This is a genomic window from Alteromonas sp. MmMcT2-2, assembly GCF_022348305.1.
GTDB classification, from domain to species: Bacteria; Pseudomonadota; Gammaproteobacteria; order Enterobacterales; family Alteromonadaceae; genus Alteromonas; species Alteromonas macleodii.
Genome location: NZ_JAKRFA010000018.1, coordinates 108,351 through 133,985, shown reverse-complemented (window position 1 = coordinate 133,985; position 25,635 = coordinate 108,351). Strand labels below are relative to the sequence as shown.

Sequence of the window (25,635 nt, the reverse complement as noted above, 5' to 3'; positions counted from 1 at the left end):
AAAGCTTCAAGCTCTTTCTTATTCATGTTCATCTGCCTATCCTTAACTCTCTATAGAGTAAATTGAGATAGGCAGTTACACAAAATTAGTTACAGTCTCATGGGACCAGCCCTTTAAGAGTGTTTTTATGGTTGTCACTACTCACTTTTCTAAATGCTTATCACCTATGGGATTATTCAATTTACGCTAATGAGTCTCTAATTGAGGTGAATACTTCAGAAGTGGATATAAGCTCATCGTTGAACGGTTTTGAAACACTAATGAATTCTATCAAGATTAACCTTGAAGGAATTAGAGGGGTACTAACATACTCGATACAGACTTTAACACTTCAAAAAGATAAACTTGAAATTTTTGATAATCTACCGAAAAACTCCGCCGTTTATTTAATAAATACGCTATACGCAGTTATAGGCCCCATTATTATTGCCCTGTTTGCCGTATCAATCCGTACGCGGATAAAACGCAACTGATAGCAATATTTACAGCATGTAGATTGCGTGAAATATGGAAGTTTTTAACTAGGGATAGTGCACCCATTTGTACACTAGCAGCACATTTCGGCACCCGAAACGTAATGCTACGTATCACTATATAGTGTCGCTCTGACGGGAGTACCACTATATATTGCTATGTAACGTGATTAGACTATTTTCAAATCCTCTCACACCGACCAACTTCTCTCTCCCCATTCAATGGCTTATGCCATATATATCTCAAAGTTAAATCAAAACTCGCTTTTCTTGTACCAATATACAGCAGTAAATTTCGCCCAATAAAAGAGTGCATAGTTGTATATACACTCCTATAAATTATTAGCGCAAAGCCTAGTTTGTTTTAATGCTCAAGATGTCGAAAAGCATCAATAGAGAACCCGCCATAAATAACCATACTCCAGCGATTGCAAATTTGCTGAAGGCTGGCAAGAAAAGGGTACTTCCCCAAAAAAAGCACAAGCAGGCGGCTACACCCAATTTGTTATTTTGTACTTGTTTCATGATAGTCATTTTCACGTCTTCCTTACTATTAAATAGAAGGTTGAAACTGAAGGCTCACTGAAATACGGTTCCAGCTATTAATTTGTAGAATAATAGACGTGAGTTCTATCAGCCCTTCTTTTCCGAAGGTGCTTTCTACACTGTTATACATTTCTTCAGTAATAGTGGAAGAGTGGATAAGCGTTAACGCTTCCGTCCACGCTAATGCTGTTCTCTCTTCAAAACTGAAACAATCTAGCTCTCTCCACGCAGACAATACATCAAGCCTTGACTGATTTTCATCAGACTCTCTCGCTTCTTCGGCGTGCATGTGTTGGCAGAAGCCGCACTGATTAATTTGTGACGCACGAAGCTTAACTAAATGTATGAGCTTATGATTTAAAGTACTTTTGAAAGATGGCTTAACCAAGCCTGTGAGGTGTTCAAGAATATGGGGATATTCAGAATATAGCTCGGATTGTGTAATACGTTTTTTCATAGTGCTCTCCTTTAAACTGCGGAGAACTATAAAGTCTAAGCAAAACGCTTAATTGTAAATTTGCGACAACTTTCGCTTTCTATACTGAAGGGGCGTTTCCAGCGCGAAATCTCTAAACGAATGCGTAAAGTGCGCTTGGTCGAAGTAACCACATGCCAATGCGACGTGGCTCACCGCTTCAGAATTTGAGGTTAATAACGATCGAGCATGGCGTATTTGAGCAAATTGATACAGTTTGTTTGGCGAGAAACCAAAGTTAGTGCGAAATTGGCGCTCCAGCGTTCTTCGGCTGACGCCGAACTGATCGGCAAGATGTTGTGGGGGCACCAGTAAATTCATCGACTGATAAAGCATGCGCTCCCATTTCTGAAAGGCTCCATCAGTATTTTCTGCTAGCTCAATCAACCAGTGCTGTATTGCGAAGCACTGCTGGCTAATAGTTTTTCCAATAAGATAGGCTTGCAGTCGTTGATAGGAATCACGCTGCTTAACCATAGCCAACGCGATGTCGATTTGTTGGTTTTTACTGTCATCAAAGGTTAAGCCGAACAAATATTTCAACGCACCGGGCCTAAATCTTACACTTATTTGTCTGCAAGCCAGTTCCCACGGCATGGCGCAGACCTGAGTATGGTAAAACAATTGCGCTTCACAGTTAGTTTGATCGAGATAAAAAGTCAAACTAGCACCTGCATCAGGATAAAATTTTTCGTTTAGCGTTGTAGCTGAGCCTTCTGGGTTATCAATCACCCACATGCATTGTACAAACCGTTTTATGGAAGTAGCAGGGGTCACGAAACCAATATCAATCTGCTTAAAGCTAGCGGCAGGAATAATTTCGTTGTTGGTTGAAGTGTCCATAAACGTTGGTTGCGAGTCTAGAGTTAAATCAGTGAAGCTTTATATTACCCCTGCCGCGTGCTGTATCAAGACAAAGTTTCACGTTTAGTTAGCGTAGCGACCTAAAAAGCTTGTTATAGAGTTCACCACGGCTTCAGCATTTTCTATTTGCGGATAGTGCCCGATTTGATCGAGCTCAATTACGTCTGCATTGGGAATGAGTTGTTTGTACCGCGCCACCATATGCGCGCCAGAGATTGGATCAGCCATGCCTGCGGTTAGTCGAAGAGGGGCTTTGGCATTTTGCAGCGCACTTACCCAGCGCTCTCGGTATTGTTTACGCTGCTTCATATAGTCCAAAAGCAAGTGCATGTGTTTGTGACCATTATTTGCACTGATAAGTGTCCAAAAATCATTGATGTCTTGATCTGAAGGAGGTGTGTTTGGGCCAAATATGTTGTGCATGCTTTTTCGAATTGCATTTTTGTTTAAAAAGCGAATGAGTAGACCACCAATTGGAGAAAGCAGCAGCTTTTGAATGGACAGAGCACGATGTGTTTCGGGAAAAAGGCCACCGTTAAGTAAGTGCAGCGATTCGATGCGAAAGGCAAGGTCGTTTTCCAATTGCTGCGCCATCATTTCTTGTGCAACCGTATCACCGTAATCATGAGATAGAACATGGGCACTTGTAATACCTAAATGCCTTATTACTTCACTTATCGTGTCGGCTTGCTCTTTAATTAAGTATTTTTTGGGTGACTTATCGCTAAAACCAAACCCCGGCATATCGAGCGTCACGCAGCGGAACTGGCTTGTAAGTGTTGACCATATTTTAGCCCAATCGAAACTTGCGGTGGGGTATCCGTGAATGAGTAATAGAACTGGTCCCGTGCCTTCTGTTTTATAAAAAACTTGCTGACCGTCGACGTTTAAAAAGTGGCCGGAACTTCGCCATTGTGAAAGTTGCATTTCTACATGCCTTGTTATGCTTTTGTATTTAGCTTGCCCAGCCTTTGATGTTAGGTCTGTCGTGAGGGCGACATTTTAATAATGTCGCGCGCTGCACAGGGAACTTATAACGCAGGGTATAGGTAGTGGAAAATGAGAGGCGCGCTAGTCTTCAACCGGAATACAGACGGTTACTTTCGTTCCCTCTCCAGGGGTTGATGTTAAGTCAATCTCACCGTTAAATTTTTGTCGTACTAAGTTGTATAAAATATTTAGGCCCAGCCCTGTACCACCTTTATCACGAGCCGTGGTGTAAAATGGCTCGAATACCTTCTTGTGAAGCGCCTCTGGTATGCCTTTGCCATTGTCTTGTACGCTAATCACAATGCCTTTGGTATCTCTACTGCAGCTCACACTCACTCTATTTACATCGTTATTTACCGATGGACCAAAAGCGTGACGCTGAGCATTCGATATTAAATTTGTTAACAATTGGGCAATAATGCCGGGACAGGTGGTTATCATCAAATTGGGCGTAACGTCTATGCTAAGCTCGACTTGTTCTTTGCGAAGCATGGGTTTTAACGGGTTACAGACTCTAGGGATATATTCGTCTAACGCAATTTCTTCTATTTCTAACGACGTTTGGTCAGCAGAAGTGCGCTTAAAGTCTTGTACTAAATTCGCTGCCCGCATCAGGCTTGTTTCAGCCAAGTTTAACCCTTCAGAGCAAATAGCTTCAAAGTCTTTAAAACCCTGCTCGGTTAATTCATCGTTTTCGAAGTCTCGATAGATGTCTTTTAGTTCTTCTTTGCAGTTACTGACGGAGGTGAGTGCAATGCCTAACGGCGTATTAACTTCGTGAGCAATGCCTGCGACTAGATTTCCTAACGCCGCCATTTTTTCTGACTCGACGAGCTTTTCTTGTGCAGCCTCAAGTTCAGCCGTGCGGTCTATTACTTTTTGCTCAAGGGTTTGGTTGGCCTCAATTAGCCTCTGCTCGTAATCTGCGCGCTCATTTGCACTCACTGCACGCCCGTAAAGGTCTGCCAGTGACGCCGCAAATACAACTTCATCGGAATGCCATTCACGGGCTTTGCCTTGGTGTTCACAGCAAATTATCCCAATCATTTTGCCGCGGTGGCGAATAGGGACATCAAGCATAGAGCTAATCCCAAGCGGCGTTAAATACACTTCTGCAAATTCAAATGTTGCAACATCTGTTAATGCGTCGTGGGCCGCAATGGTTCTCTCTGAATCTAGCGCCTCGAAATAATGAGGAAAGTCTTTTCGGGTAAGTACTAAGCTTTCGTGGTCCAGGTCATTACCCTTATCAATGAGCAATGTGCACTGTACCAGTGTTTGCATTTCATCATACAACCAAATGCCAGCTCGAGTAATTTGCAAACCCTCACACACCGAGTTGATAATAAGTCTAGAGGCAACGTCTAATTCACCTTTATCAATATCTGCGCTTTGGCTAACGCGTAATAAGATTAATTCTAGCGTTTCTTTCATTCATCTTCGTCCGGTTCTGTGGCTCGGATTTCAAGGATCCTGTCGAAGTGCTCTATCATAATGTGGGTGATTAGCGGGTCGAATTGTTTCCCGGAATTCTCATGAAGATAGGCTTTTACTTCCTCAGGACTCCATGCCGGTTTATAGCAGCGCTTAGATAGCAGTGCGTCGACAACGTCGACAATTGCCATAATACGGCCCTCCACGGGAATGTCGTCTCCAGCTAATCCTTCAGGGTAACCTTGACCATCCCACCGCTCATGATGCGTTTTCGCAATGATGGCGCCCATTTTAGCAACGATGCGATCAGATCCCGCAAGTAGCTCGTAGCCTTTTTGTGCATGGGTCTTCATGATTTCCCATTCTTCGGGGTCGAGTTTGCCCGGTTTATGTAAAATAGTTTCAGGGATGCTAATTTTACCCACATCATGAAGTGCGGCTGAATATCGTATGGTCTCAATAAACTCTCGGCTCATGTGAAGCTTTTCAGAGAGAAATTCGGTCATAAGAATGACTCTTCTCACATGACCACCGGTCTCTTTACTCCGCATTTCGATTGCGTCGCTAAGCACCATAATGAGTTCTTTTTGAGTTTTTTGTATGTCTTCTTTTTGCGTGAGATTTTGGAATATTACCGCCACATTGGAGGCAAACATCTCTAAGGTCTTGCGCTGCAAAGCATCAAGTGGATGATGTAGTTTAACATACAAGATGTTGTGACTATCTTCTCCAGTAGGATAGTAGCCAATGAAAAGATCGTTAGACTGATAATGGCTTTTACTTTTTAAGACTTGTTTGATTTCTTCTTCAATGCTTTCAGGAATTCGGCTTGAAATTCCAGGTTCGCATAACCCAACTAAGTCGCCGCTGGCGCCCAGCACTGTCATGGTCGTATCGCCATATAAGTCGGTGTGCTGAGTAGACAAGTAGAGTACAGAGTTGTTTAGGTTCAGCAGTGTAAGGGTTTGTTTCAACACTGCCGTGCCAAATTGGGCTAAAGATTTACTGGCTAAAACGGAAGACGAGGATTTTAAAACGTCTTCCATACCGCGCTTACCTTGCTCAATGGTCTGAATATCCCGATATGACCGTATTGCTGTGTATACGCATGATTTAAGTTTAAGCGATGACAACTCGGTTTTGGCTTTGTAGTCGTTTATGTCGTAACGCCTGATTACCTCTTCTTCCGGCGCCTGACCAGGTTGACCTGTTCTCAGAATAAGGCGGGCGGTATGGTTATTGAGCTCGTTGCGAACGGCATCAACCAAATTCAAACCCGCATCGTCAGTTTCCATTACCACATCAACGAAAGCGAGAGCGATGTCTGGATTTGCTTTGAAAAGTGCTAGGCCTTCAGCGCCACTGTGAGCTGATAGAAATTCAACCCCGCGTTTTTCGAAATTAAATTTCCGCAGAGTGAGTTTAGTGACCTCATGTACGCCTTCTTCATCATCGATTATGGCTATTTTCCATGGAGCTTGGCGAGAGGTGGATTGTTCTGTTTTTGACTTCTTAAATAACGACATACATAGCGGTATAAACGTTTAGATACATTAAACGTAAGCCACAATTTTCAATCTCGCAAACTTACTCGACAAGTTTTGTTCTAAAGTTCAATGAGCATATTTTGATGACAGAAGTCTCTTTATCATCAGTTAGACGTGTTTTAGGCAAGTATTAAAAATATGCCATGTTTGTTAAATTGTGGAGCCCAGCAGATTCCAGTAGGAGAAAACTGCTGGGCCGTGATACCTTACAACGATAGCGTTTAGCTATCTTCGATGGGGGTATTTTCAGTAATCGGTACCGTATTTACGTCGGTATCTAAGCTTTCTACCGCATTTCGTACGCCTGCGGCGTAGTCTGGATGCACCTTTTCTAGCACGGCGTACCAACGCTCTTTTACGCTATCTGAGCACGGGCCCATAGCGGCAGCATAGTTTTTGTATAGCCGTTCTTTTTGATCATCAGAAAACATCTCATACAGTTTTCGCGGCTGCACGTAATCCACATCTGCTTCATCTTGATGATATCTATCGGCATCTCCATCAATGCGAAGCGGAGGCTCTTTCACCGAAAAGTCAGCCACTGGACCTTCGTATTGATTGGGCTCATAGTAGGCGTCAGGGTTACCAAAATCATTGGTAAAGAAGCGCATCGCGCCGTCTTTGTGATAGTGGTTTACCTTGCTATTTTTCGGCGCGTTAGCGGGGAGTGCTTCATAGTGTGTGCCCAAACGGTAGCGATGGGCATCAGCGTAAGAAAATATGCGAGCCTGAAGCATTTTGTCAGGGCTAAAGCCAATACCAGGAACAACATTTGACGGACTGAATGCTGCGTTTTCTATCATTTGAAAGTAGTTTTCTGGATTTCTGTTCATTTCCAGTTCGCCAACTTCAATAAGCGGATAGTCATCGTGCGGCCACACCTTGGTTAGGTCGAACGGGTTATAGCTTTGCTGTCCTGCTTCCTCTTCTGGCATGGCCTGAATGTACATTGTCCATTTTGGGAAATTGCCTTCTTCAATGGCGTTATATAGCTCTTCCTGATACTTTTCCCGAGTGCTTCCAATGATTTTTTCAGACGTTTCATTGGTGTAGTTTTTAATGCCTTGTTGAGTTTTGAAATGGAACTTCACCCAATGACGCTTGCCTTCCTTATTCCACATGCTGAAAGTGTGGCTGCCATAGCCGTTCATGTGCATAGGTGACACCGGAATACCACGGTCCGACATCAAAATGGTAACTTGGTGCACGCTTTCTGGCTGTGCAGCCCAAAAGTCGAACATGGCTTCTGGTGAGCGCAGGTTAGTTTTCGGATGGCGTTTTTGCGTACGAATAAAGTCAGGGAACTTGTATCCATCGCGAATGAAGAAGATAGGAGTATTATTACCTACCATATCCCAGTTGCCTTGTTGTGTGTAAAACTTCAAGCTAAAGCCTCGCACGTCACGCTCGGTATCAGCTGCGCCTGATTCTCCCGCTACCGTAGACCACCGGCTTAATACTTCAGTTTGTTTACCCACTTCTGAGAATAAGTCAGCGCATGTGTAATCGGTAATGTCGTGCGTGACCGTAAATGTGCCCTGTGCACCCCAGCCTTTCGCGTGAACGACACGTTCTGGAATTCGTTCGCGGTTTTGATGCGCTAACTTTTCAATGAGTTGATAATCTTGTAAGAGGGCGGGGCCGCGCTCTCCTGCTGTTTTAGTGGTTTCGTTACTTACTACGGGGGCGCCTGCCGACGTGGTTAATTGCGGTTTCTTAGCCATTATAAAACTCCTTTCGTATGCTTCTTTTGAAAGCCAAACTTCCATAAACATCATGTGTGCCTGACTCATGACATGCTTTTGCTACGCACTGCTAAATGAAAGGGTTTACAAACTTCTATATATATCTATAAAAACAAACAATCTGAATTAGGTTTGCCACCTATTGAAGAGCAAACTCGTCGTGTTTACTCTAACTTAACAAGTTCAATTACCGCGTTTAAGGAAGTGTATGAATTTTGCCGAGTTTGCAGCATCAAGAAAGAGTGTTAGAGGGTTCACTAAACAGCCTGTTACTAAGGAAACAGTAGACGCGATTATCAACACAGCGAAGTGGGCGCCATCGTCCTATAACACGCAAACCTGGAAAATTCATGCAGTAACAGGCGACGTGCTTGATAAAATTCGTGAAGGCAACACCAAAAATACACTTGAAGGTAAACCGCACGTTCGAGACTTTCCATACAAAGAGGATTACGAGGGGATTCACCGTCAGCGTCAAATTGATGTAGCCATACAGCTGTTTGACGTAATGGGAATAACCCGAGAAGACAAGGAAAAGCGTATGGATTGGATGATGCGCGGCTTTAGGCAGTTTGATGCGCCCGTTTCTTTGGTGCTTACCTATGACAAGGCTTTAGAGCCAGCAGGGATCACGCAGTTTGGTTTAGGGTCGCTGGCGTATGGCATTGTGCTAGCTGCATGGGACTTAGGGCTTGGTTGTGTTATCAATGGTCAGGGCATTATGCAGTCCGATGTAGTACACAAGCACGCTAACATCCCTGATGATGAGGCCATTATGATTTGCATAGCCTTGGGCTATCCAGACCCAGAGTTCGCTGCAAACGAGGTTCGCTCAACTCGCGCCGACAACGAAGAGTTTGTGACGTATCACGGGTTTTAGCGTTTTTCGATTTAGGCAGATTGTTATTTTTTCAGCAAGCCAATGCTGCGTTAAGCCATCGGCATGAAAACGTCCGTTTGAAATATCATGAGCTTCTAAAACAGCGCCTTCACAACGGAACATTTCCGACGTCTTAGTGTAAGTGGTTACTTTGTTGGATGATTACTTAAGAATCGTTCTACCTCGGGCGCGGGGAGTGGCTTGCTCCAATAATAGCCTTGCCCCAAGTCACATCCCATTTTTATTAGCTTTTCTAAAGCGGGTTTACTTTCAATACCTTCAGCTACCGCTTTCATGCCAAGGCTGTCGGCAATGCTAATTATTGCTGCAACTAAAGGTGCGTCGTTTTCCCCAATGCCCAAGGTGTTGATAAAAATGCGATCTATTTTGAGTTTGCGAGCGCTAAATGTCTGTAGATAATTTAAATTAGAGTAACCGGTACCAAAATCATCAATAGCAAAGTGCACGCCTAGCGATTTAATGGCTTCGAGTTGTTCGCCAGTGGTGCCATTTTCATCCGCGAGTATGGTTTCAGTTAGCTCCAGCTCTAAAAATTGCGGTGCTAATTGTGAATTTTGCAAAGCCTGCTCAACGACAGCGGGGAGCGTACCATCTTTGAATTGTGCAAAGGATAAGTTTACGGCAACCGTAAGATTAGTATGACCATTTTCATGCTGTTTAGCGCAAAATTCACAAGCCTGGTTTAACACCCACGCACCAAGAGGGATGATCAGGCCACTGCTTTCCGCTAAAGGTATGAACTTGTCGGGGAATATCATTGAGCCGTCTTTCTGAGGCCATCTCAAAAGCGCCTCTACTGCTTGAACCTTGTTAGAGACAAGGTCTATCAACGGTTGGTAGTACACCTCGAATTCATTGGCCTGTACAGCCGGGCGCAAACGCTGAATAAGTGTGAATTTTTCATCGTTTTCTTCGTCAAAGCGCACGTCATAGTATTCGTATCTATTTCTGCCGTTGCGTTTCGCTTCGTACATGGCAATATCAGCTTTTCGGCACAGCTGTTTAAATTTAATTCCGTCATAAGGCGCTTGTGCTACACCAATTGAACCCGATACTACCACTTTGGTTTGCAGCACTTCGAATTCGTTCGAACACCACGTAATTAAGTTCTTACATAAGTCATCGATTTCAGATTTGTCTGATATTTCTGGCGCCAAAACAATAAACTCATCGCCACCGAAGCGTATTAAACTTTGCTTTGTGGATAGGTGGTCGGTGATGGTTTGAGATATTTTTTGAAGAAACCGATCGCCCGCAGCATGGCCAAGAGCGTCATTCACGGGTTTAAAGTTGTCTAAGTCTATGAACAGCAGCGCGAGCTGAAGCCCTTTTTCTTCACTCTCGCGTAGCTTTTCGTTGAAAAGTCGCTCGCCCAAAATCCTATTTGGCAAGTTTGTGAGCGGATCGTGATGTGCTAAGTGCTGGATATGTGCTCTATTTTGCTCAACTTTAGACACCTCTTGCTGCAGTGACTGCATAAGCCGACGAATATCCTGTATCAAAATAAAAACGCTGAAGCCCGTAATAACGTAAATAACCATGATGAAGAGCACGTGAGACCAGCTCAAAATAGGCGGGTTTGGTGTTACTACATCGTGCATAATCAACCACGTAAGCGTAATGCACTGAAGAAGCACTAAAGATAAAACGGTGCCAAATAGGGCAATTCCACCTAATAAAGCCGCAAATATGATGACGCCAGGATAGCCAATCATGGCGATATCAAATACGCCTGCACCTGTTGCGGATAGGGCAAACAGCATTGACGACATAGCGCCTAAAAGTAGGTAACTGCTGGTAGTAACGTAATACTTGTATGCGAGCGAGCCAGTGACGATTAATGAGAACAAGCCCAGTAAAAAGATATCAAAAGTTATGCCTCTCGCGACCAGAGACGAAGCGAAAAGCCCGAAGCCTGTTACCGCGCTTATTTGAATGACACGGCGCCTTCGGAGTGACGTTAGATCAGCAAGCTTTGCTGATGAGGAAAAAAAATCTTTAACCTGCATTCTTCCAAATCTTGAAGGAGGTTTATAGCAACCTTAAACCTAACTTGGAAAAAAGCAAGTGTAGAGACGCAACGTTATACGTTATTGGCAAAAGACGAGGAAAAACACAGCAGTGCTCGAAAGCACTGCTGCCTGTAAAGTCAATAACTACCTTTCGTCTGATGGTGCGTAACGCTCCAACCAGTGTGCATATGGTGCAGGCATTACCCAAGATGGTTTTTCAACGCCTAGCTTTTTCGCTGCAAAATAAGACCAGTGTGGGTTAGTAAGATGCATTCTACCTACCATAACAACGTCAAGTTGTTGGTTTTCAATGGTATCATTGGCGAGCTCTGGTGTGTCTACTCCCCACGCTGTAGCAACCGGGATTCCGGCTTCATCACGTACCTTTTTAGCAATTGGAGCAAGGAAAGCCGGGCCCCAAGGAATATTCGCATCAGGTGTGTTAAAGCCAACGCTAACGCTAACGAAATCAGTACCAATTTCTTTGAACTGTTTTACAAGTTCGATAGACTCGCTCAACGTCTGTTCGTCATCACCATCGTATTCGATAACGCCAAAGCGTACGGTAAGCGGTAGGTTTTCAGGCCAAACCGCACGCACTGCGCTCAGTGTTTCAAGTAAGAATCGGCCACGGCCTTGCGCATCACCGCCGTATTCGTCGGTACGCTTATTGGCGTGCTTCGAGAAAAAGCTTTGAGCCAAATAACCGTGGGCAAAATGCAGTTCAAGCCACTCGAATCCAGCTTCAAGCGCGCGCTGGGCACCTTTCACAAAGTCACTCTTAACGCGCTCAATATCGGCTTTGGTCATTTCTGTAGGCGTAACAGGTAAGTGTGCCCCAAAGGCTTCTGCCGAAGGTCCAATAGGCTGCCACCCTTTTTCTTCACTTGGCTGAATGTGGTCATCACCTTCCCAAGGGCGGTTAGCACTCGCTTTGCGCCCGGCATGTGCAATTTGAATTCCAGCAACAGCGCCTTGGCTTTTTATACGATCAGCAACATTTTTTAAGCCACTAACGTGTTCATCTTTCCAAATACCTAAGCAATTTGGCGTGATACGTCCTTCTGGCGAGACGGCGGTTGCCTCAACGATAACCAATCCAGCACCGCCTCGGGCAAATGACTGGTAGTTTGCTTCATGCCACTGGTTTGTAAACCCATCTTCTGCAGAGTATTGGCACATAGGAGGCACAGCAATACGATTGCGAAGCGTCACGTCTTTTAACGAAAATTGTTCAAATAATGCAGTCATATTTCTCTCTTTCTAAATAAACAAAAAAGCACTCAGCGAAGGCTGAGTGCTTTAGAATCTAGGGGTTATGCCGCGAGAGTTAGAATTTCACGGGCTTTAGCAAGATCGATGTCACCATGCTCGCCAAGCGCTGTTAAGCCGTTGCGTTCAAGGTTCTCGATTAGCCCATCAATGGCAGACTTTTCAATGTTGTGGTCTGACAGGCGGGTTTTAACCTGCATAGTTTCAAAAAAGTCCTGAACCGCTTTTATGGTTAAGTCGATGGCCTTTTCTTTGTCATTTTCCTGAATGCCAAACACGCGCTCACCTAGCTGCAGAATTTTTTCCTGCTTTTTGTCACGCTGCACGAACATTAACGACGGTAGAACAATTGCTAAGGTCACGGCGTGATCTAAACCGTGTAACGCAGTAAGTTCGTGACCTATCATATGTGTGCCCCAGTCTTGCGGTACACCTTTACCGATTAATCCGTTAAGCGCCATTGTTGCTGACCACATTACGTTTGCACGCACATCGTAATCTTCAGGCGTCGCTAACGCTTTAGGACCTTCTTGAACTAAGGTTTGTAAGATTCCTTCTGCAAAGCGGTCTTGAAGCGGTGCGTTTACAGGGTAGGTAAGGTATTGCTCAATCACGTGAACAAAAGCATCAACCACGCCGTTTGATACTTGACGTGGTGGAAGTGAATAGGTGAACTCAGGATCGAGTACGGCAAAAACAGGCTGAACTGTTTCAGAAGAAAACGCGCGTTTTTGCGACGTTTCTTTTCTGTTTACTACCGAGTTACCGTTACTCTCAGACCCTGTCGCAGGTAAAGTAAGTACTGCGCCAATAGGTAATGGATTTTCAAATGCTGCACCTTTAACAAGTATGTCCCACGGATCGCCTGCAAAGTTAACGGCAGCAGCTACAAATTTCGCGCCATCAATAACACTTCCACCGCCAACCGCAAGAATGAAGTTCACGTCATTTTCACGGGCGACATTCACAGCTTTCATCAGTGTTTCAAATTCTGGGTTTGGTTCAACACCCTGAAATTCAATAACTTCAGCACCTGCTAGTGCAGTCGTTACTTTATCGTAAATACCATTTTTCTTAATTGAGCCGCCACCGTAGAGGAAGAGGACTTTTGCTTGTTTCGGCAAACGTGAAGACACTTCACTTAGTTGCCCTTTGCCGAACAAAATTTCGGTTTGATTCTTAAACGTAAAATTAAGCATAGTGTTGCCTGTCCTTAATTAGATTGTGAATTTAACTGTTGTAAAAGCTTTTCAGCTAACAGTTCATCAGAAAACGGGTTTTGGCCTGTAATAAGCTCACGGTCTACTACTACATTGGGCGCCCACATTTCTTTGAATTCCATCTTGCCACCCGCTTGCGCCATGGCGTCTGCTGGGTAATACAATAACGTTGCGTCGTTTAACGTGCTTTCAAAATAGGCCTCTTCCGGTGTGGAGAAGATTGTCATTTTGTAGCCATCATAAATCCAACTCTCAGATGAGGCTTGCTCACCGGATTTCAATGCCAGTTCAAAAGCCTGCGGGTTAGATTGCCCAGAAAGTAAGGCGATTGGGCCATGGCAGATAGCGGCAGTAGGTTTTCCTTCACTGTGAAAGTGAGACAAAATTTCACCCACTTGAGGATTGTTTGCTAGGTCGATAAGCGGTGCATGACCGCCTGGAATGAATACGCCTTCAAACTCTTCTAGCCCTTGTCCAATCACTTCGCTCAATGACAGCGTGTCATCAATGCCTTCTATTGACGCTACAAACGTTTGAATGTCTCGCATTTGCGATTCGCCGCCATCAAAGTATTGCGGTATTACTGACTTTTTATCTACAGATGGCGCATTGCCTTTTGGCGTGGCCAATACCAGTTTGTAGCCTGCGTCTACCAATGCTTTTGCCGGCACACCAAACTCGTTAAGGTAATAGCCTGTAGGCTCTGTTTTGCCATCTGCAAGTTGCATTACATTTTCACTTGAAAGTAGTACAAGTATTTCGCCTTTACCGGCATTCGCAGCTTTAACGTCTGCCGCATAGGCCGACTGTGATAAACCCGCAATAATGGCGAGCGATAAAATTGATGATGCTGATTTCATGTGCAGCTCCTGTCGCATTAGAAAGTGCGTGTATCTTAGAGAGGTTGGCTTACATCGAGAAGTCAGATAAATTGTGATGAGTCATCAAAAATCTGATGGGTAGGGATTATGTCTTACTTAACACAGTTAAAAACCTTTGTAGAAGTTTATCGAAGCGGCAACATTACACGTGCTGCAGCTCGCCTTCATATGTCTCAGCCAGCGGTCACTTCTCACATACAAGCCATGGAGAATATTGTCGGTAAAGAGTTGTTCATAAGAAAAGCGAGAGGCGTTGAGCCAACGGCTATCGCTGATGACTTGGCGCTGCAAGTCGCCAGTCACATTGATACGTTAGAGCAGAAAGTGGCTTCTATTCGCAGTCGTGCTTCCACCGATCACGGCACGTTACACCTAGCGGGCCCTGCGGAGTATCTCAGTCTGGTGGCAGGTCCGGCACTCGCTAACTTGCTTCAGGCCGATAAAGTGAATTTAGTGATCCATACCGGCAACAAAAGTAATATTTATCATTTGTTGGAGAACGATGTAGCGGAACTTGCCATTACGGCCTCTGAGCCCACTGATGCGATGTATGAATATCAGAAGTTAGATAAAGAGCGTTTAATCTTAGTGATGAACCGTGTGCAGGGAAAGTTGCTGGGAGAAAGAGAAATATCGGCAGCGCTACTCAACCAACATAAAGTAGTGACGTATGATGAACAGTTACCGCTTGTTCGGCGATACTTTTCGGAGGTATTTAATGCCGCGTGTGAATCGCCTGTCGCGGCTGTTTGCCCCGATATAAGAGCAATAAGTAGTATTATCAAAGCGGGAATTGGTTATTCCGTTTTGCCTGACTACTTATGTAAAGAAGGTATTGCAAAAGGCGAATTGGTCGCGCTGGGCAAGCCAGGCCCAGAAAATGATGTTTATTTAGTGTGGAAAAAGGGAGCGCTTCGTCATCCTAGGGTCGACTTCGCCAAAGATGTCATAATGGCTTTTGCAAACATTAACTATCTTTCGACACTTCCTGATTGAAGCTAGACGCCTAAAAAGGGCGACGCATTTAGACAAGACGTCGCCAATTGTTCCTAGTTTAAATAACCAGGGCTTGTTGGTCTTTGCTGAATATTAAACAACAGCAGGACCTAAAATGTACCAACAACTTTTACCGTGCCATCAACTTTACCTTCATCCACAAAACCTATGGTATTGGGGTTGGTCGCGACAAGATTTAACATCTCATCCTCAGTTGCTATCATTTCAGGTGGTGTGCCTCTGCCAGTAAACACAAGCTTCGACCAGAATGCAGAGTATTGCGATTCAGATTTTCCAAGCACATTATTATTAAAAGCGTCTCTGATATTATTACCTTGTTCGAAGGTAAGGGGAATTGCGCGACTCCCATCGGGAAATGCTTTTACTTTTCCCAAATATATTTTCTTGACGGTATCGATATCGATCCCAGAATTGTTGTTGGCATTTATTATCACGGCTGTACCGGCATAAATCGGCGCAGACATTAAAAAGCACAGGGCTGCAACTATCTTCATTGATATTACCTTCGTTCTTAACTCGCTAACATCGAGGCAAGCATGCTAGTGGTTTGTACCCAAGGGCGACGCGCCCTCACGAAAGTATAACCGAGATTTACAATTTGTCGCATTTCGACAAAAGGTGAAATTTGAAGGATCCTAAAACATACAAAGAGAAATTATGGCAAAACCTAATGCAAAAGGGCCGGTCAGAACCGTGCAAATTTATTGCTCCAAGTGCAAATTCCAGCTATTTAAATATCGAAAAGGCGGCAAAGGCGCGTTGGTTAAATGCTTTAAAGAGAGAATAGTTGAGGACTTTACTCATGAAGAAGGAATATGTCCTTCTTGTGACGCACAGTTTGCAAGAAATGCCTTAATTCGAGGTGCACCGGCACTGAAAATTGTTGGCACAAAGGTGACCATGAAGTAGCACAGACTGATAATCGGTTGTTAATTGGACAACTTTTTTAAAATATAAACGTTTGGATAATTTGCTCTAACGTAATTTTTGCCTAAATTAATATAAAGGGATTACAGCCTCAAGCCGTTGTGCTGTTTGGTAAAAAATTTAAGGCTGAGGTTAGAAAGCGCAACGGAATGGCTTTGTATTAAACGTCTACACATCGAGATGATAAATGTCCATTCAAAGAAAGTTTCTATTTTCTATTTCTGCTGTTATCGCTTTGTTCGCTTTAATTGTTGCCGTGGCAACGGTTATCACCACTTCCTCAAATGTTTCAAACCTTGTTCAAGAGCAAAAGAAGAACACCGCCGATCGTTTAGTGAATATTCTTACTGTGACTGACTCTATCATGCTTGAACGCGTCAAAAGCAGTATGGCGTTGCTTAAGCAACGAGGTGAGGCAATCGGTGAACCCAATCAAACCGATATTGTTTCCGTTAAAAATACGCAGGCTCGGCAGCTAAGGTTGGGCAATGCGGAGCAAGCTAACACATTCGATTTGGTCGATAACCTGACAAGCGTAATGGGAGGCACCGCCACGCTTTTTAGTAAAACAGGAGACGACTATATTCGCGTGAGTACCAATGTCATTAAAAATGGCGAGAGGGCGATTGGCACTAAGTTGGCCCCTGATGGCAAGGCGATCAAAAAGATTAATCAGCAGGAAGCGTATTACGGTGCGGTTGATATTTTGGGTAGCCCTTATTTAACAGGTTACGAGCCAATGTTTAACAGCAGCGGTGACGTTGTGGGCATCTGGTATGTGGGATACTCAGCCGACCTTAACGTCTTAGAGCAAGCCATTAAGCAAAGTCACGTGCTAAAAGAAGGCTTTGTTGCCCTTCGTGATGCAAAAGGTAACATTCGCATGCATTCCGCACATGTGAATGATCGGCAGGTGGCCGACGCCCTTCAACCTAATGATGACTGGGTTGTAGAAGTGGTACCGTTTTCGCCTTGGGGGTACGATATTATATTAGTGGCGTCGACGTCAGAAAAATCGGCTATGGTTCGAAGCTCTGTGTTGGTTGTTGTACTTAAAATCGTATTGGCGAGCGTGGGAATTTTGATCACCATTTGGTTGCTCGTTAAGTATATTGTTGGCAAGCCACTTGAAGAATTCATTGGGGTAGTAAACAACTTGTCTTCTGGTGAGGGAGATTTAACGTTCCGTTTTCAGGCATCAAGAAGCGACGAGTTTGGCACCATGGCAAGAGCGTTTAATGGGCTTCTTAGCCAGTTACAAGACACGTTGCAGAGTGTGGACGAAGCCACCGACCACATGCTAGCAAAGTCAGAAAGGTTAAATGCAACAGCGTTGCAATCCAAAGATACCGTTTCACAACTTAGCCGAGAAACGGAGTCAATTAATAACGCCATTTCATTAATGCAGCAGAATGCACAAACTGTGTCGTCAACCATTCGCAGTTCAAGTGAAGCGGCACACGCTGCCGATCAAGATACGCGAAACAGCGTAAGCGTTCTGGCGCAAACCATTAAAGACATCCAGTCTCAGGCAAGCGATGTGGACGCGTCAGTACAGGTTATCACTGAGTTGGCTCAGGCAAGTGAAGAAATTAGCGGTGTAATGGAAGTTATCAGGAATATCGCAGAGCAAACGAATCTACTTGCGCTCAATGCAGCTATTGAAGCGGCTCGCGCTGGTGAGCAGGGACGTGGCTTTGCCGTTGTCGCTGACGAAGTCCGCTCGCTAGCAAGCAGAACGCAGTCTTCCACGGAAGAAATTCGCAATATGATTGAACGCCTTCAGCAAGGTAGCCGCGTGGCTTCTGAAAAAATGCAGCAAAATAAAGAAACCGCCTATAAAACCGTGGACACCACAAAACATGCTGGCGATTCGTTAAAGCAGGCGCTTGACGCTGTTGCACGCATCACAACGTTAAACCGAGACGCTGCCACAATGGCTGAAGGACAAACAGAGGTTGCTAACGATGTTAATAAAGGGGTAAGCAGTATTCAACAGGTGGGCAATGCCAATACTATCTATGCAAAAGAAGTGGTAGATAACTGTGAAGCCTTAGTTCAGCAAGTTAAGCAAATGCAAATGCAGTTGCGACGATACCATTTCTAGAGTTGCTGGCTTATTCAATCGACTTGGCTGTTAGCAGGCAGCGAAGCAGAAACAAGATAAATCGCCAGAGTCAATGTACGCTGAAATGCACAATTCTTGCGGTTGACATGAATAGTAACAATTTGAACCAATGCCAAAAGGGCTTTAGATTGCTAAGGCCCTTTTTGATATTTATTCTTACCCATGGATGAATATAGGGATTTTCCCATAACATGGATAAACCATAATGAAACAACTATCTACACTAGCTGGTGTGGTTGCGAGTGTTTTTGCATTCACATCGCTATCGACAACAGCAGTAGTGGCGCAAGAAGCGCAAACTGCATCTGCAGTCGTATCTCCCGCGAAAAAGACGCTTGCTGATGTTGAATACCGCTTACCGTCAACAATCGCTCCCACTTTTCAACGCATTCACTTAAATATAGACCCTGACAACCCTACATATTCTGGAAAAACGAATATTGATGTAACGGTTAAAACCCCAACTAAGAAAGTGGGCTTTTATCAGCAAGATTTGACCGTAACTTCTGCGCGTTTAGTGTCTGGAAGCAGCAGCTTTCCTCTAAATGTTACGATTGAAGAATACGACATCAATTGGGGCGAATCGCAAAATGAGATTGCGCCTGGGAAGTATACGTTAGAGATTACGTTTGAAGGGAAAGTGAACACGTCTTCAGATGGCATGTATCTGTCACGTTTTGAAGAGACCAACTATATATTTACCCAGTTTGAAGATATGCATGCGCGAAAAGCGTTTCCAAGTTTTGATGAGCCAAACTTCAAAATTCCTTATCAAATGACCATCAGTTCTCCTGAACATCAGGAAATAGTGGGTAATACACCTGTTGAAAAGGTGACAGTGGAAAACGGCATAAAAACCGTAGTGTTTGAAAAAACTAAGCCCATGCCGACTTATCTTATTGCCTATACCGTAGGGCCTTTTGATAGTGCTGAAATTTCTGGGCTGTCGGTGCCAGGAAAAATATACGTTCCAAAAGGGTATGCCGATAAAACCAAATTTGTTATCAAACACATCCCAGAAATCCTAGCCTCGCTAGAAGATTTTTTCGGTATCAAGTACCCCTATAAAAAAATGGATTTTGTTGCCGTACCCAACTTTACCCACGGTGCAATGGAAAACGTAGGTTTAATTACCTATCGCGATAGTTTGTTACTGCTAGAAGATAACCCAAGCGTCACAGAGCGTTCACGACCGCTAAATGTTATTGCGCATGAACTTGCTCATCAATGGTTTGGCAACTTGGTAACAATGGCGTGGTGGGATGACCTATGGCTGAACGAAGCGTTTGCGTCTTGGGCTGCAAGTCATACTATGAAAACCTTGTATCCAGAGTTGAACTACGCCGATCGCATAGTACAAGAGGGAGCATTTGGTGCAGATGCTAGTCCCACGGTGAAACCTGTCAAAAAAGTAGTGAAAAGTCAGCCAGATGTGATGGATGGGTTGGGCTTGAACTACTCAAAAGGTGAATCAATTTTACAAATGATTGAATCGCTAATTGGTACAGAAAAGTTTCGTGAAGGTGTTCAAAACTACATGAATACCCATGCTTGGGGTAATACCGTAGCAGATGATTTGTGGCGCGCCCTAGATGAAGTGTCTGATTTCAACTTAAGCGCCATGATGAAAGCTTACTTGGAACAGCCGGGCTACCCACTTATTCATATTTCAAAAGATGGCAAATTAACCCAGTCCCGTTTTCACCTTGCTGGCGCGACCGTGGAAGATAAGACATGGGCAGTTCCTTTAAAGCTGACTTATCAATCAAACGGAAAAATACTAAACGAAGTGGTTTTTATTGATAAAGAAACCACAGTTTTACCTCAGCTTGCTGAAGCAGACTGGGTGTTCCCTAATGACAATGCAACAGGTTACTTCCGTTGGTCAATTGAACCAGCTCAGCTAAACGCACTGCTAAACAACATTGATGCGCTAAATAAGCGTGAAAAGAAAAATGTGCTATACAACTACCAGGCGCTGTTAAACGCAGATCAAGTAGGTGTAGACAGTGTGATGAAGGTGCTTAATAGCTTGGCAAAAGATGATGACCCTGCGGTCATTCGTGCGGCTGTTGGGGTGTTAGCTGAGTTTAGTTATTTAGTAAATGAAGACAATAAAGCCGCATATGCAAAGCTTCTAAATCAAAATTATATGCCTTTGTTAAACAAACTTACCTTGTCTCAAAGTGAGCAGGATAACGCAGATGTCATTCGCCTGCGTAACCAGCTATTCAGCTTACTGGGTACTCATTCGAACAATGATCAACTTGTTGAACAAAGCGTTAAAATAGCGAAACAGTACCTTGCAGATACTAGCAGTGTTCCTTCCGGTATTGCCGGTACAGCAATTGAAATTGCTACGCGAAATAGTGAACAAGGCGAGCAGGGCACATGGTTTAATACAATTGTAGAGGCTTTTAAAAAAGCACAGTTGCCAAATGTGAAAAGCACGCTGGTGTATTCGATGTACTTTGAAGACAAAGCGACCGTCTTTAAAATGTTAGATTTAGCGCTTACCGATGATATTACGCCTGCAAATACCATGTATATGGTGGTGAGAGTGGCACGTAACTTAGACGATCATACGCTATTGTACGAGTGGCTTAGTAAGAATAAAGACGCGCTACTAGCAAAAATGCCTGATTACCATGTAAGCAGAATGCCGGAATTTGTTTCAACAACCTGTTCGGCTGAAAACTTAGAAATGGCCAATGCGTTCTACGCGCCAATTAGCGAGACCTATCAAGGAATGGCACGCGGTGTCGAAATTATGCAGGACGAGTCTCAACAGTGTATGCGGCTGAAATCTGCATTTCAGGCAGACTTTAACGCCTTCTTAAACGAGCAGTTATAGGCAACAACGAAAAGGCGTTTACCCAGCGCTTTTTGTCCTAAAGTTATAATTGAAAGAGCGTCCACTAGGCGCTCTTTTTTTGTTCATAAAACTGTAACATGCACCACGGCGAGTCACTAAAATATTTCAAAGCTGAAACATTTACGCATTGTGACAAATCAACTTTCCCTGTACCAAAGTTCAGCAGAGTTAATCAATAAGTAAGTTTATTTTAAACGTCTAAGTTTCTGATTTTTAAAGTTTGTGACGTTTATATTATTATTTTTATTAAGTGCTTGCTGTATATACGTATGTATAAGAATTTATACCTTCCTTATACAAAAAAGCGGAAAGCAAAATGATTCATGAGGGTAACACACAAAAGTATAAGCTGAGGAAATCAGCTAAGGTAGTCAACGCGTTGTTGGCGGGCGCATTGTCGTTAGGCGTTGTTTCTATTAATGCCTCTGCAGATACAGTATGGCAAGAGGACTTCGAAGCAAATGAACTGCAAGGCAAGGGCGCAACTGGCTCAGACCCAGCGGGAGCAATTGTTGACCTTGAAGGTGTTGATCGTTGGTCCGTAGACGTGTCAGCGAGTGAGCTAAGTGCCACTTCAGACTGGTTCCGTGTTGAAAGCGGCGCAATGCAAGCACGTGATACTGACGGTGAAGTAGTCTGGTTGAGCGAGTCTATCGATATATCTGGTGCCGGTGATATCACCATAAATGCCGTGCTTTCGCAAAGTGGAAATTTTGAGTCGACAGACTACATCGATGTATTTTACTCATTAGATGGTGGCGCATTCGAGCTTATTACGCTTTCAGAAGGGGCAACGAATACGGTACAGGAAGACTTTGGTTCTGCAACACTGACCGAAACGATAGGTAGCGGAAGCACTTTAGAACTGAAAGTAGCCATGGCTAACAACTCGGGTACCGAATATCTCAATTTAGACAGTATTTCAGTAAGTGGAAATGGAACTACCGATGGTGGGGATACTGGCGGTGACCCTGACAACGGCGGTGAACCTTCAAATGAACTTCTTTTCTTAAGTGGTACTTGTTTTAACTGCCCTGATTTGGAAGCAGTTAACCTAGCCAGCGACTTTGTTGCATCTGACTATTACGCAGCTCTCGACACAGCTATTGCAAACGGTGAAAGTGCGCAAACGTTAAAAGACACGGCGCATAACATCATTGAAAATGGTCATCGTACGCTTTCTTACTCAGAAGTGTGGACAGCACTCACTTACACTGATGAAGATCCTGCTAACACCGATAACGTTATCTTGTTCTACAAAGGCATATCACAAGGCAAGTTTACCAACGGTAGCGGTAGTCAAAGCACCAACCCAGACAATTGGAATCGCGAACATGTTTGGGCTAAGAGCCATGGTTTTCCTAGCTCAAGCCTAACGGCATACAGCGATATTCTGCACCTGCGTCCTACCGATATTTCTGTAAATAGCTCGCGCGGCAACTTAGATTTTGATTTTAGTGATAGCGCGCTTTCTGAAGCTCCGTTAAATCGAGTTGATGGTGACTCTTTTGAGCCACGTGACGCAGTTAAAGGTGATGTAGCACGCTCAATGCTATACATGGACGTGCGTTACGATGGCAATACAGCGGGTGATACCGAAGACGACTTAGTGTTAGTAAATCGCCTTACCTCTACTAGCGAATCCGCGTTTGGTAAGCTTTGCGTATTGCTTCAATGGCATGAAAGTGATCCAGTGGATGATTTCGAACGTCGTCGTAACGAGCGCGTTTATGAATTCCAAGGAAACCGAAATCCGTTTATTGACAAACCTGAACTTGCTTCACTTATCTTCAACGAGAGTTGTGATAGTACAGGTGGTGATACTGGCGGTGACACGGGTGGTGATACCGGCGGCGACACAGGTGGTGATACCGGCGGTGACACAACACCTTCTACCAGCAGTATTTACATTTCAGAATACATCGAAGGTGGCGGTTTCAATAAAGGTATAGAGCTTTTCAATAGCTCGACACAACCGGTAAGTCTAGCGGGTTATGAGTTAGTTTTACTCTCCAATGGTGAGACCGCAGATGCTGACCGTAAAGTGTTAGCACTTGAAGGCACAATCCCAGCAGGTGGCGTAGCAACATTCGCTCACGGAAGTGCAGATGCACTGTTAACTGCCGGCTCAACGATTAGCAGCTTCGTGATTAATTTCAATGGCGATGACTACATTGAGCTCGTCGCTAACGGTCAGGTTGTTGATGCTCTAGGTACGTACGGCGTTAAAACTAACTGGGGTAAAGACGTTACTTTGGTACGCAAGAGTTCAGTAACAGCAGGCAATCCTAACCGCAACCCAGCGTTTACCCTTGAAGAATGGGATAGCCTACCAAAAGATACGCTTAACAATTTTGGTTCGCATAATGGATCTGTTAGCGAGCCTACGGATCCAACTGACCCGACCGACCCAACTGATCCTACAGACCCAGTTGGTGAAGTAGTCTTAATTAGCGCTATTCAAGGTGAAGGCGATACCTCGCCACTTACAGGCAATGACGTTGTTATTGAGGCAGTAGTGACTAAAGTTGTGCCGGAAATGAACGGATTCTTTATTCAAGAAGAAGCCGCCGACTCTGATGGCAATGCTGCGACGTCTGAAGGTGTATTTGCCTACTCGACAACCTTCACTGAATACCCATCTGTTGGTGATGCTGTGCGTGTTAGCGGTGCAGTGGCTGAATACAATGGCATTACAGAAATTGTACTAAGCGCCAATGCTGAAACGCTAGGTGCAGGTGGTGATATACTAACGACAAGCATTGAAATGCCATTTGACGAGAGCGTTAACCTAGAGTCACTTGAAGGTATGCAGGTTCAATTCCAGCAAACTTTGAACGTGACAGACGTTTACAATCTTGGTCGATATGGGCAATTCAACGTGTCATCAGGCCGCCTGATGATTCCTACAAACCAATATGCCGCGGGTTCAAGTGAAGCTATTGCCTTGGCTGAAGCGAATGCACGCAACACATTGTTGGTTGATGATGGCTCAAGCGCACAAAATGCTGACGATATTCCTTTCCCAGTTGGAGGTTTATCTCATGCGAATCCTCTGCGTTTAGGCGACAGTGTAGAAGGCCTGGAAGGTGTAATGCACTACGCATTTGGTGCTTATAACTTAATTCCAGTTGGCGCTCTTCAAACTGTACGCACAAACCCAAGAACAGATGTGCCCCAGTTAGACGTACAAGGCGATGTCAAAGTGGCTAGCTTTAACGTGCTTAACTACTTTAATGGTCCGAACTTCCCTACCTCTCGTGGTGCAGACTCAGAAGATGAATTTGCCCGCCAGCAAGCGAAGACAGTAGCAGCCATCGTTGCGATGGACGCAGATGTACTTGGCTTAGTAGAAATCGAAAACGATGGATACGGGAGTGATTCTGCCATTGCTTCTCTTGTAAATAGCGTAAATGCTGAACTTGGTAGTGACGTGTATAGCTATGTAGCACTTGAATCATTACTTGGTGGTGATGAAATTGCGGTAGGTATTATTTATAAGCCTGCAACGGTTACACCACAAGGCGCAGCGGTTACTTCCTCTGAAGCTCCTTTTGACTACGGTAACCGCCAGCCGCTGTTACAAACCTTTAGCGTAAATAGTAACAGCGAAGCGTTTACGCTCGCGGTAAATCATTTCAAATCAAAAGGAAGCTGTGGCAGTGCAACAGGTAATGATGCTGATTTGGGTGATGGACAAGGCTGCTGGAACGAGCTACGTACCCAAGCTGCGTTAGGGCTGACAGCGCTTGTGCAAAACAGTGAAGGTTTGTCTGACCGAGTTATCGTAATGGGTGACCTAAATGCTTATGCGAAAGAAGATCCAATTCTTGCTCTCGAAGACGCCGGTTACAGCAACTTGGTGAACCTCTTCCACGGCGAAAGTGCTTATTCTTATAGCTTCGGCGGCGAAATAGGTTACTTAGATCACGCGCTATCAAGCTCAACTTTGACTGAGTATGTGGCAGACGCAACGGTTTGGCATATCAATGCTGATGAGCCTCGTGTCTTCGACTACAACGTTGAATATAAGTCAGAAACACAGCTTTCTAGCTATTACGGGGCTGATGCTTATCGTTCATCAGATCACGATCCAGTAATTGTTGTGCTGGATTTCCCTGAAACGAGTGAGCCGGAGCCAGTAATTGGTGATTTTGATGGCGATAGTGACATAGACAACACCGATATTGTGGCGTTCTACACCTTGCTTCTGCAACGTCAAGCGACGGTTGAAGAGCACGACTTTAACAATGACGGCAGATTAAATATCTACGATTTATACGCGTTAATGTCTATGTGTACACGTACCGCATGTGCAGTTCAGTAGT

Annotated in this window: 18 protein-coding genes; 6 read left to right on the top strand and 12 right to left on the bottom strand. The window is 44.3% G+C overall.

Annotated elements, in window-relative coordinates; genetic code table 11:
• Positions 1–827: 827 nt before the first annotated feature.
• The 7 genes from MHM99_RS12255 to MHM99_RS12225 form a co-directional block, all read right to left on the bottom strand.
• Positions 828–998, bottom strand: a complete 171-nt coding sequence (locus tag MHM99_RS12255) for a YrhK family protein (protein WP_232306491.1) — start codon at positions 996–998, stop codon at positions 828–830.
• A 28-nt stretch (positions 999–1,026) separates the two neighbouring features.
• Positions 1,027–1,476: a carboxymuconolactone decarboxylase family protein gene (locus tag MHM99_RS12250; RefSeq protein ID WP_239219557.1), complete on the bottom strand. Its 450-nt coding sequence runs from the start codon at positions 1,474–1,476 to the stop codon at positions 1,027–1,029.
• A 48-nt stretch (positions 1,477–1,524) separates the two neighbouring features.
• Positions 1,525–2,337 carry a helix-turn-helix domain-containing protein gene (locus MHM99_RS12245; protein WP_239219556.1) on the bottom strand — a complete coding sequence of 271 codons (813 nt, stop codon included), beginning with the start codon at positions 2,335–2,337 and terminating at the stop codon, positions 1,525–1,527.
• 84 nt (positions 2,338–2,421) lie between these two features.
• Entirely contained in the window at positions 2,422–3,285 is an 864-nt protein-coding gene (locus MHM99_RS12240; RefSeq protein WP_239219555.1) for an alpha/beta hydrolase, read from the bottom strand.
• A gap of 144 nt (positions 3,286–3,429) precedes the next feature.
• Complete coding sequence (locus tag MHM99_RS12235; RefSeq protein WP_014979636.1) at positions 3,430–4,782, bottom strand: GAF domain-containing sensor histidine kinase; 1,353 nt, start codon at positions 4,780–4,782, stop codon at positions 3,430–3,432.
• Positions 4,779–6,308: a DUF3369 domain-containing protein gene (locus MHM99_RS12230; RefSeq protein WP_014979635.1), complete on the bottom strand. Its 1,530-nt coding sequence runs from the start codon at positions 6,306–6,308 to the stop codon at positions 4,779–4,781. The genes MHM99_RS12235 and MHM99_RS12230 overlap by 4 nt, the downstream gene beginning before the upstream one ends.
• A gap of 242 nt (positions 6,309–6,550) precedes the next feature.
• Entirely contained in the window at positions 6,551–8,053 is a 1,503-nt protein-coding gene (locus tag MHM99_RS12225) for a catalase (RefSeq protein ID WP_039225577.1), read from the bottom strand.
• A gap of 229 nt (positions 8,054–8,282) precedes the next feature.
• On the opposite strand from MHM99_RS12225, the gene MHM99_RS12220 reads away from it, so the two are divergent.
• Entirely contained in the window at positions 8,283–8,954 is a 672-nt protein-coding gene (locus tag MHM99_RS12220; RefSeq protein WP_014949899.1) for a nitroreductase, read from the top strand.
• Positions 8,955–9,100: 146 nt separating this feature from the next.
• Here the strand turns inward: MHM99_RS12220 and MHM99_RS12215 are convergent, their stop codons facing one another.
• The 4 genes from MHM99_RS12215 to MHM99_RS12200 all read right to left on the bottom strand — a co-directional run bounded on the left by MHM99_RS12215 (position 9,101) and on the right by MHM99_RS12200 (position 14,339).
• The gene (locus MHM99_RS12215; protein ID WP_239219553.1) at positions 9,101–10,984 is read right to left on the bottom strand and encodes a bifunctional diguanylate cyclase/phosphodiesterase; all 1,884 of its coding nucleotides are present in this window, start codon (positions 10,982–10,984) and stop codon (positions 9,101–9,103) included.
• Positions 10,985–11,131: 147 nt separating this feature from the next.
• Positions 11,132–12,238 carry an NADH:flavin oxidoreductase/NADH oxidase gene (locus MHM99_RS12210; RefSeq protein ID WP_014949897.1) on the bottom strand — a complete coding sequence of 369 codons (1,107 nt, stop codon included), beginning with the start codon at positions 12,236–12,238 and terminating at the stop codon, positions 11,132–11,134.
• A gap of 65 nt (positions 12,239–12,303) precedes the next feature.
• Complete coding sequence (locus MHM99_RS12205) at positions 12,304–13,458, bottom strand: iron-containing alcohol dehydrogenase (RefSeq protein ID WP_014976852.1); 1,155 nt, start codon at positions 13,456–13,458, stop codon at positions 12,304–12,306.
• A 14-nt stretch (positions 13,459–13,472) separates the two neighbouring features.
• Complete coding sequence (locus MHM99_RS12200) at positions 13,473–14,339, bottom strand: type 1 glutamine amidotransferase domain-containing protein (protein WP_239219551.1); 867 nt, start codon at positions 14,337–14,339, stop codon at positions 13,473–13,475.
• Positions 14,340–14,447: 108 nt separating this feature from the next.
• Between MHM99_RS12200 and MHM99_RS12195 the strand changes: the two genes are divergently transcribed.
• Entirely contained in the window at positions 14,448–15,356 is a 909-nt protein-coding gene (locus MHM99_RS12195) for a LysR family transcriptional regulator (protein WP_014949894.1), read from the top strand.
• A gap of 110 nt (positions 15,357–15,466) precedes the next feature.
• Here MHM99_RS12195 and MHM99_RS12190 read toward each other — a convergent pair whose 3' ends face one another.
• Positions 15,467–15,871: a phosphate ABC transporter substrate-binding protein gene (locus MHM99_RS12190; RefSeq protein WP_014949893.1), complete on the bottom strand. Its 405-nt coding sequence runs from the start codon at positions 15,869–15,871 to the stop codon at positions 15,467–15,469.
• A gap of 163 nt (positions 15,872–16,034) precedes the next feature.
• On the opposite strand from MHM99_RS12190, the gene MHM99_RS12185 reads away from it, so the two are divergent.
• The 4 genes from MHM99_RS12185 (at position 16,035) to MHM99_RS12170 (ending at position 25,634) form a co-directional block, all read left to right on the top strand.
• The gene (locus MHM99_RS12185) at positions 16,035–16,286 is read left to right on the top strand and encodes a hypothetical protein (protein ID WP_014976849.1); all 252 of its coding nucleotides are present in this window, start codon (positions 16,035–16,037) and stop codon (positions 16,284–16,286) included.
• A 205-nt stretch (positions 16,287–16,491) separates the two neighbouring features.
• The gene (locus MHM99_RS12180; RefSeq protein ID WP_239219549.1) at positions 16,492–18,411 is read left to right on the top strand and encodes a Cache 3/Cache 2 fusion domain-containing protein; all 1,920 of its coding nucleotides are present in this window, start codon (positions 16,492–16,494) and stop codon (positions 18,409–18,411) included.
• Positions 18,412–18,637: 226 nt separating this feature from the next.
• Positions 18,638–21,286, top strand: a complete 2,649-nt coding sequence (locus MHM99_RS12175) for a M1 family metallopeptidase (RefSeq protein ID WP_187446275.1) — start codon at positions 18,638–18,640, stop codon at positions 21,284–21,286.
• Positions 21,287–21,623: 337 nt separating this feature from the next.
• A complete protein-coding gene (locus MHM99_RS12170; RefSeq protein WP_239219547.1) occupies positions 21,624–25,634 on the top strand; it encodes an ExeM/NucH family extracellular endonuclease in 4,011 nt (1,336 codons plus the stop codon).
• Position 25,635: the final 1 nt, after the last annotated feature.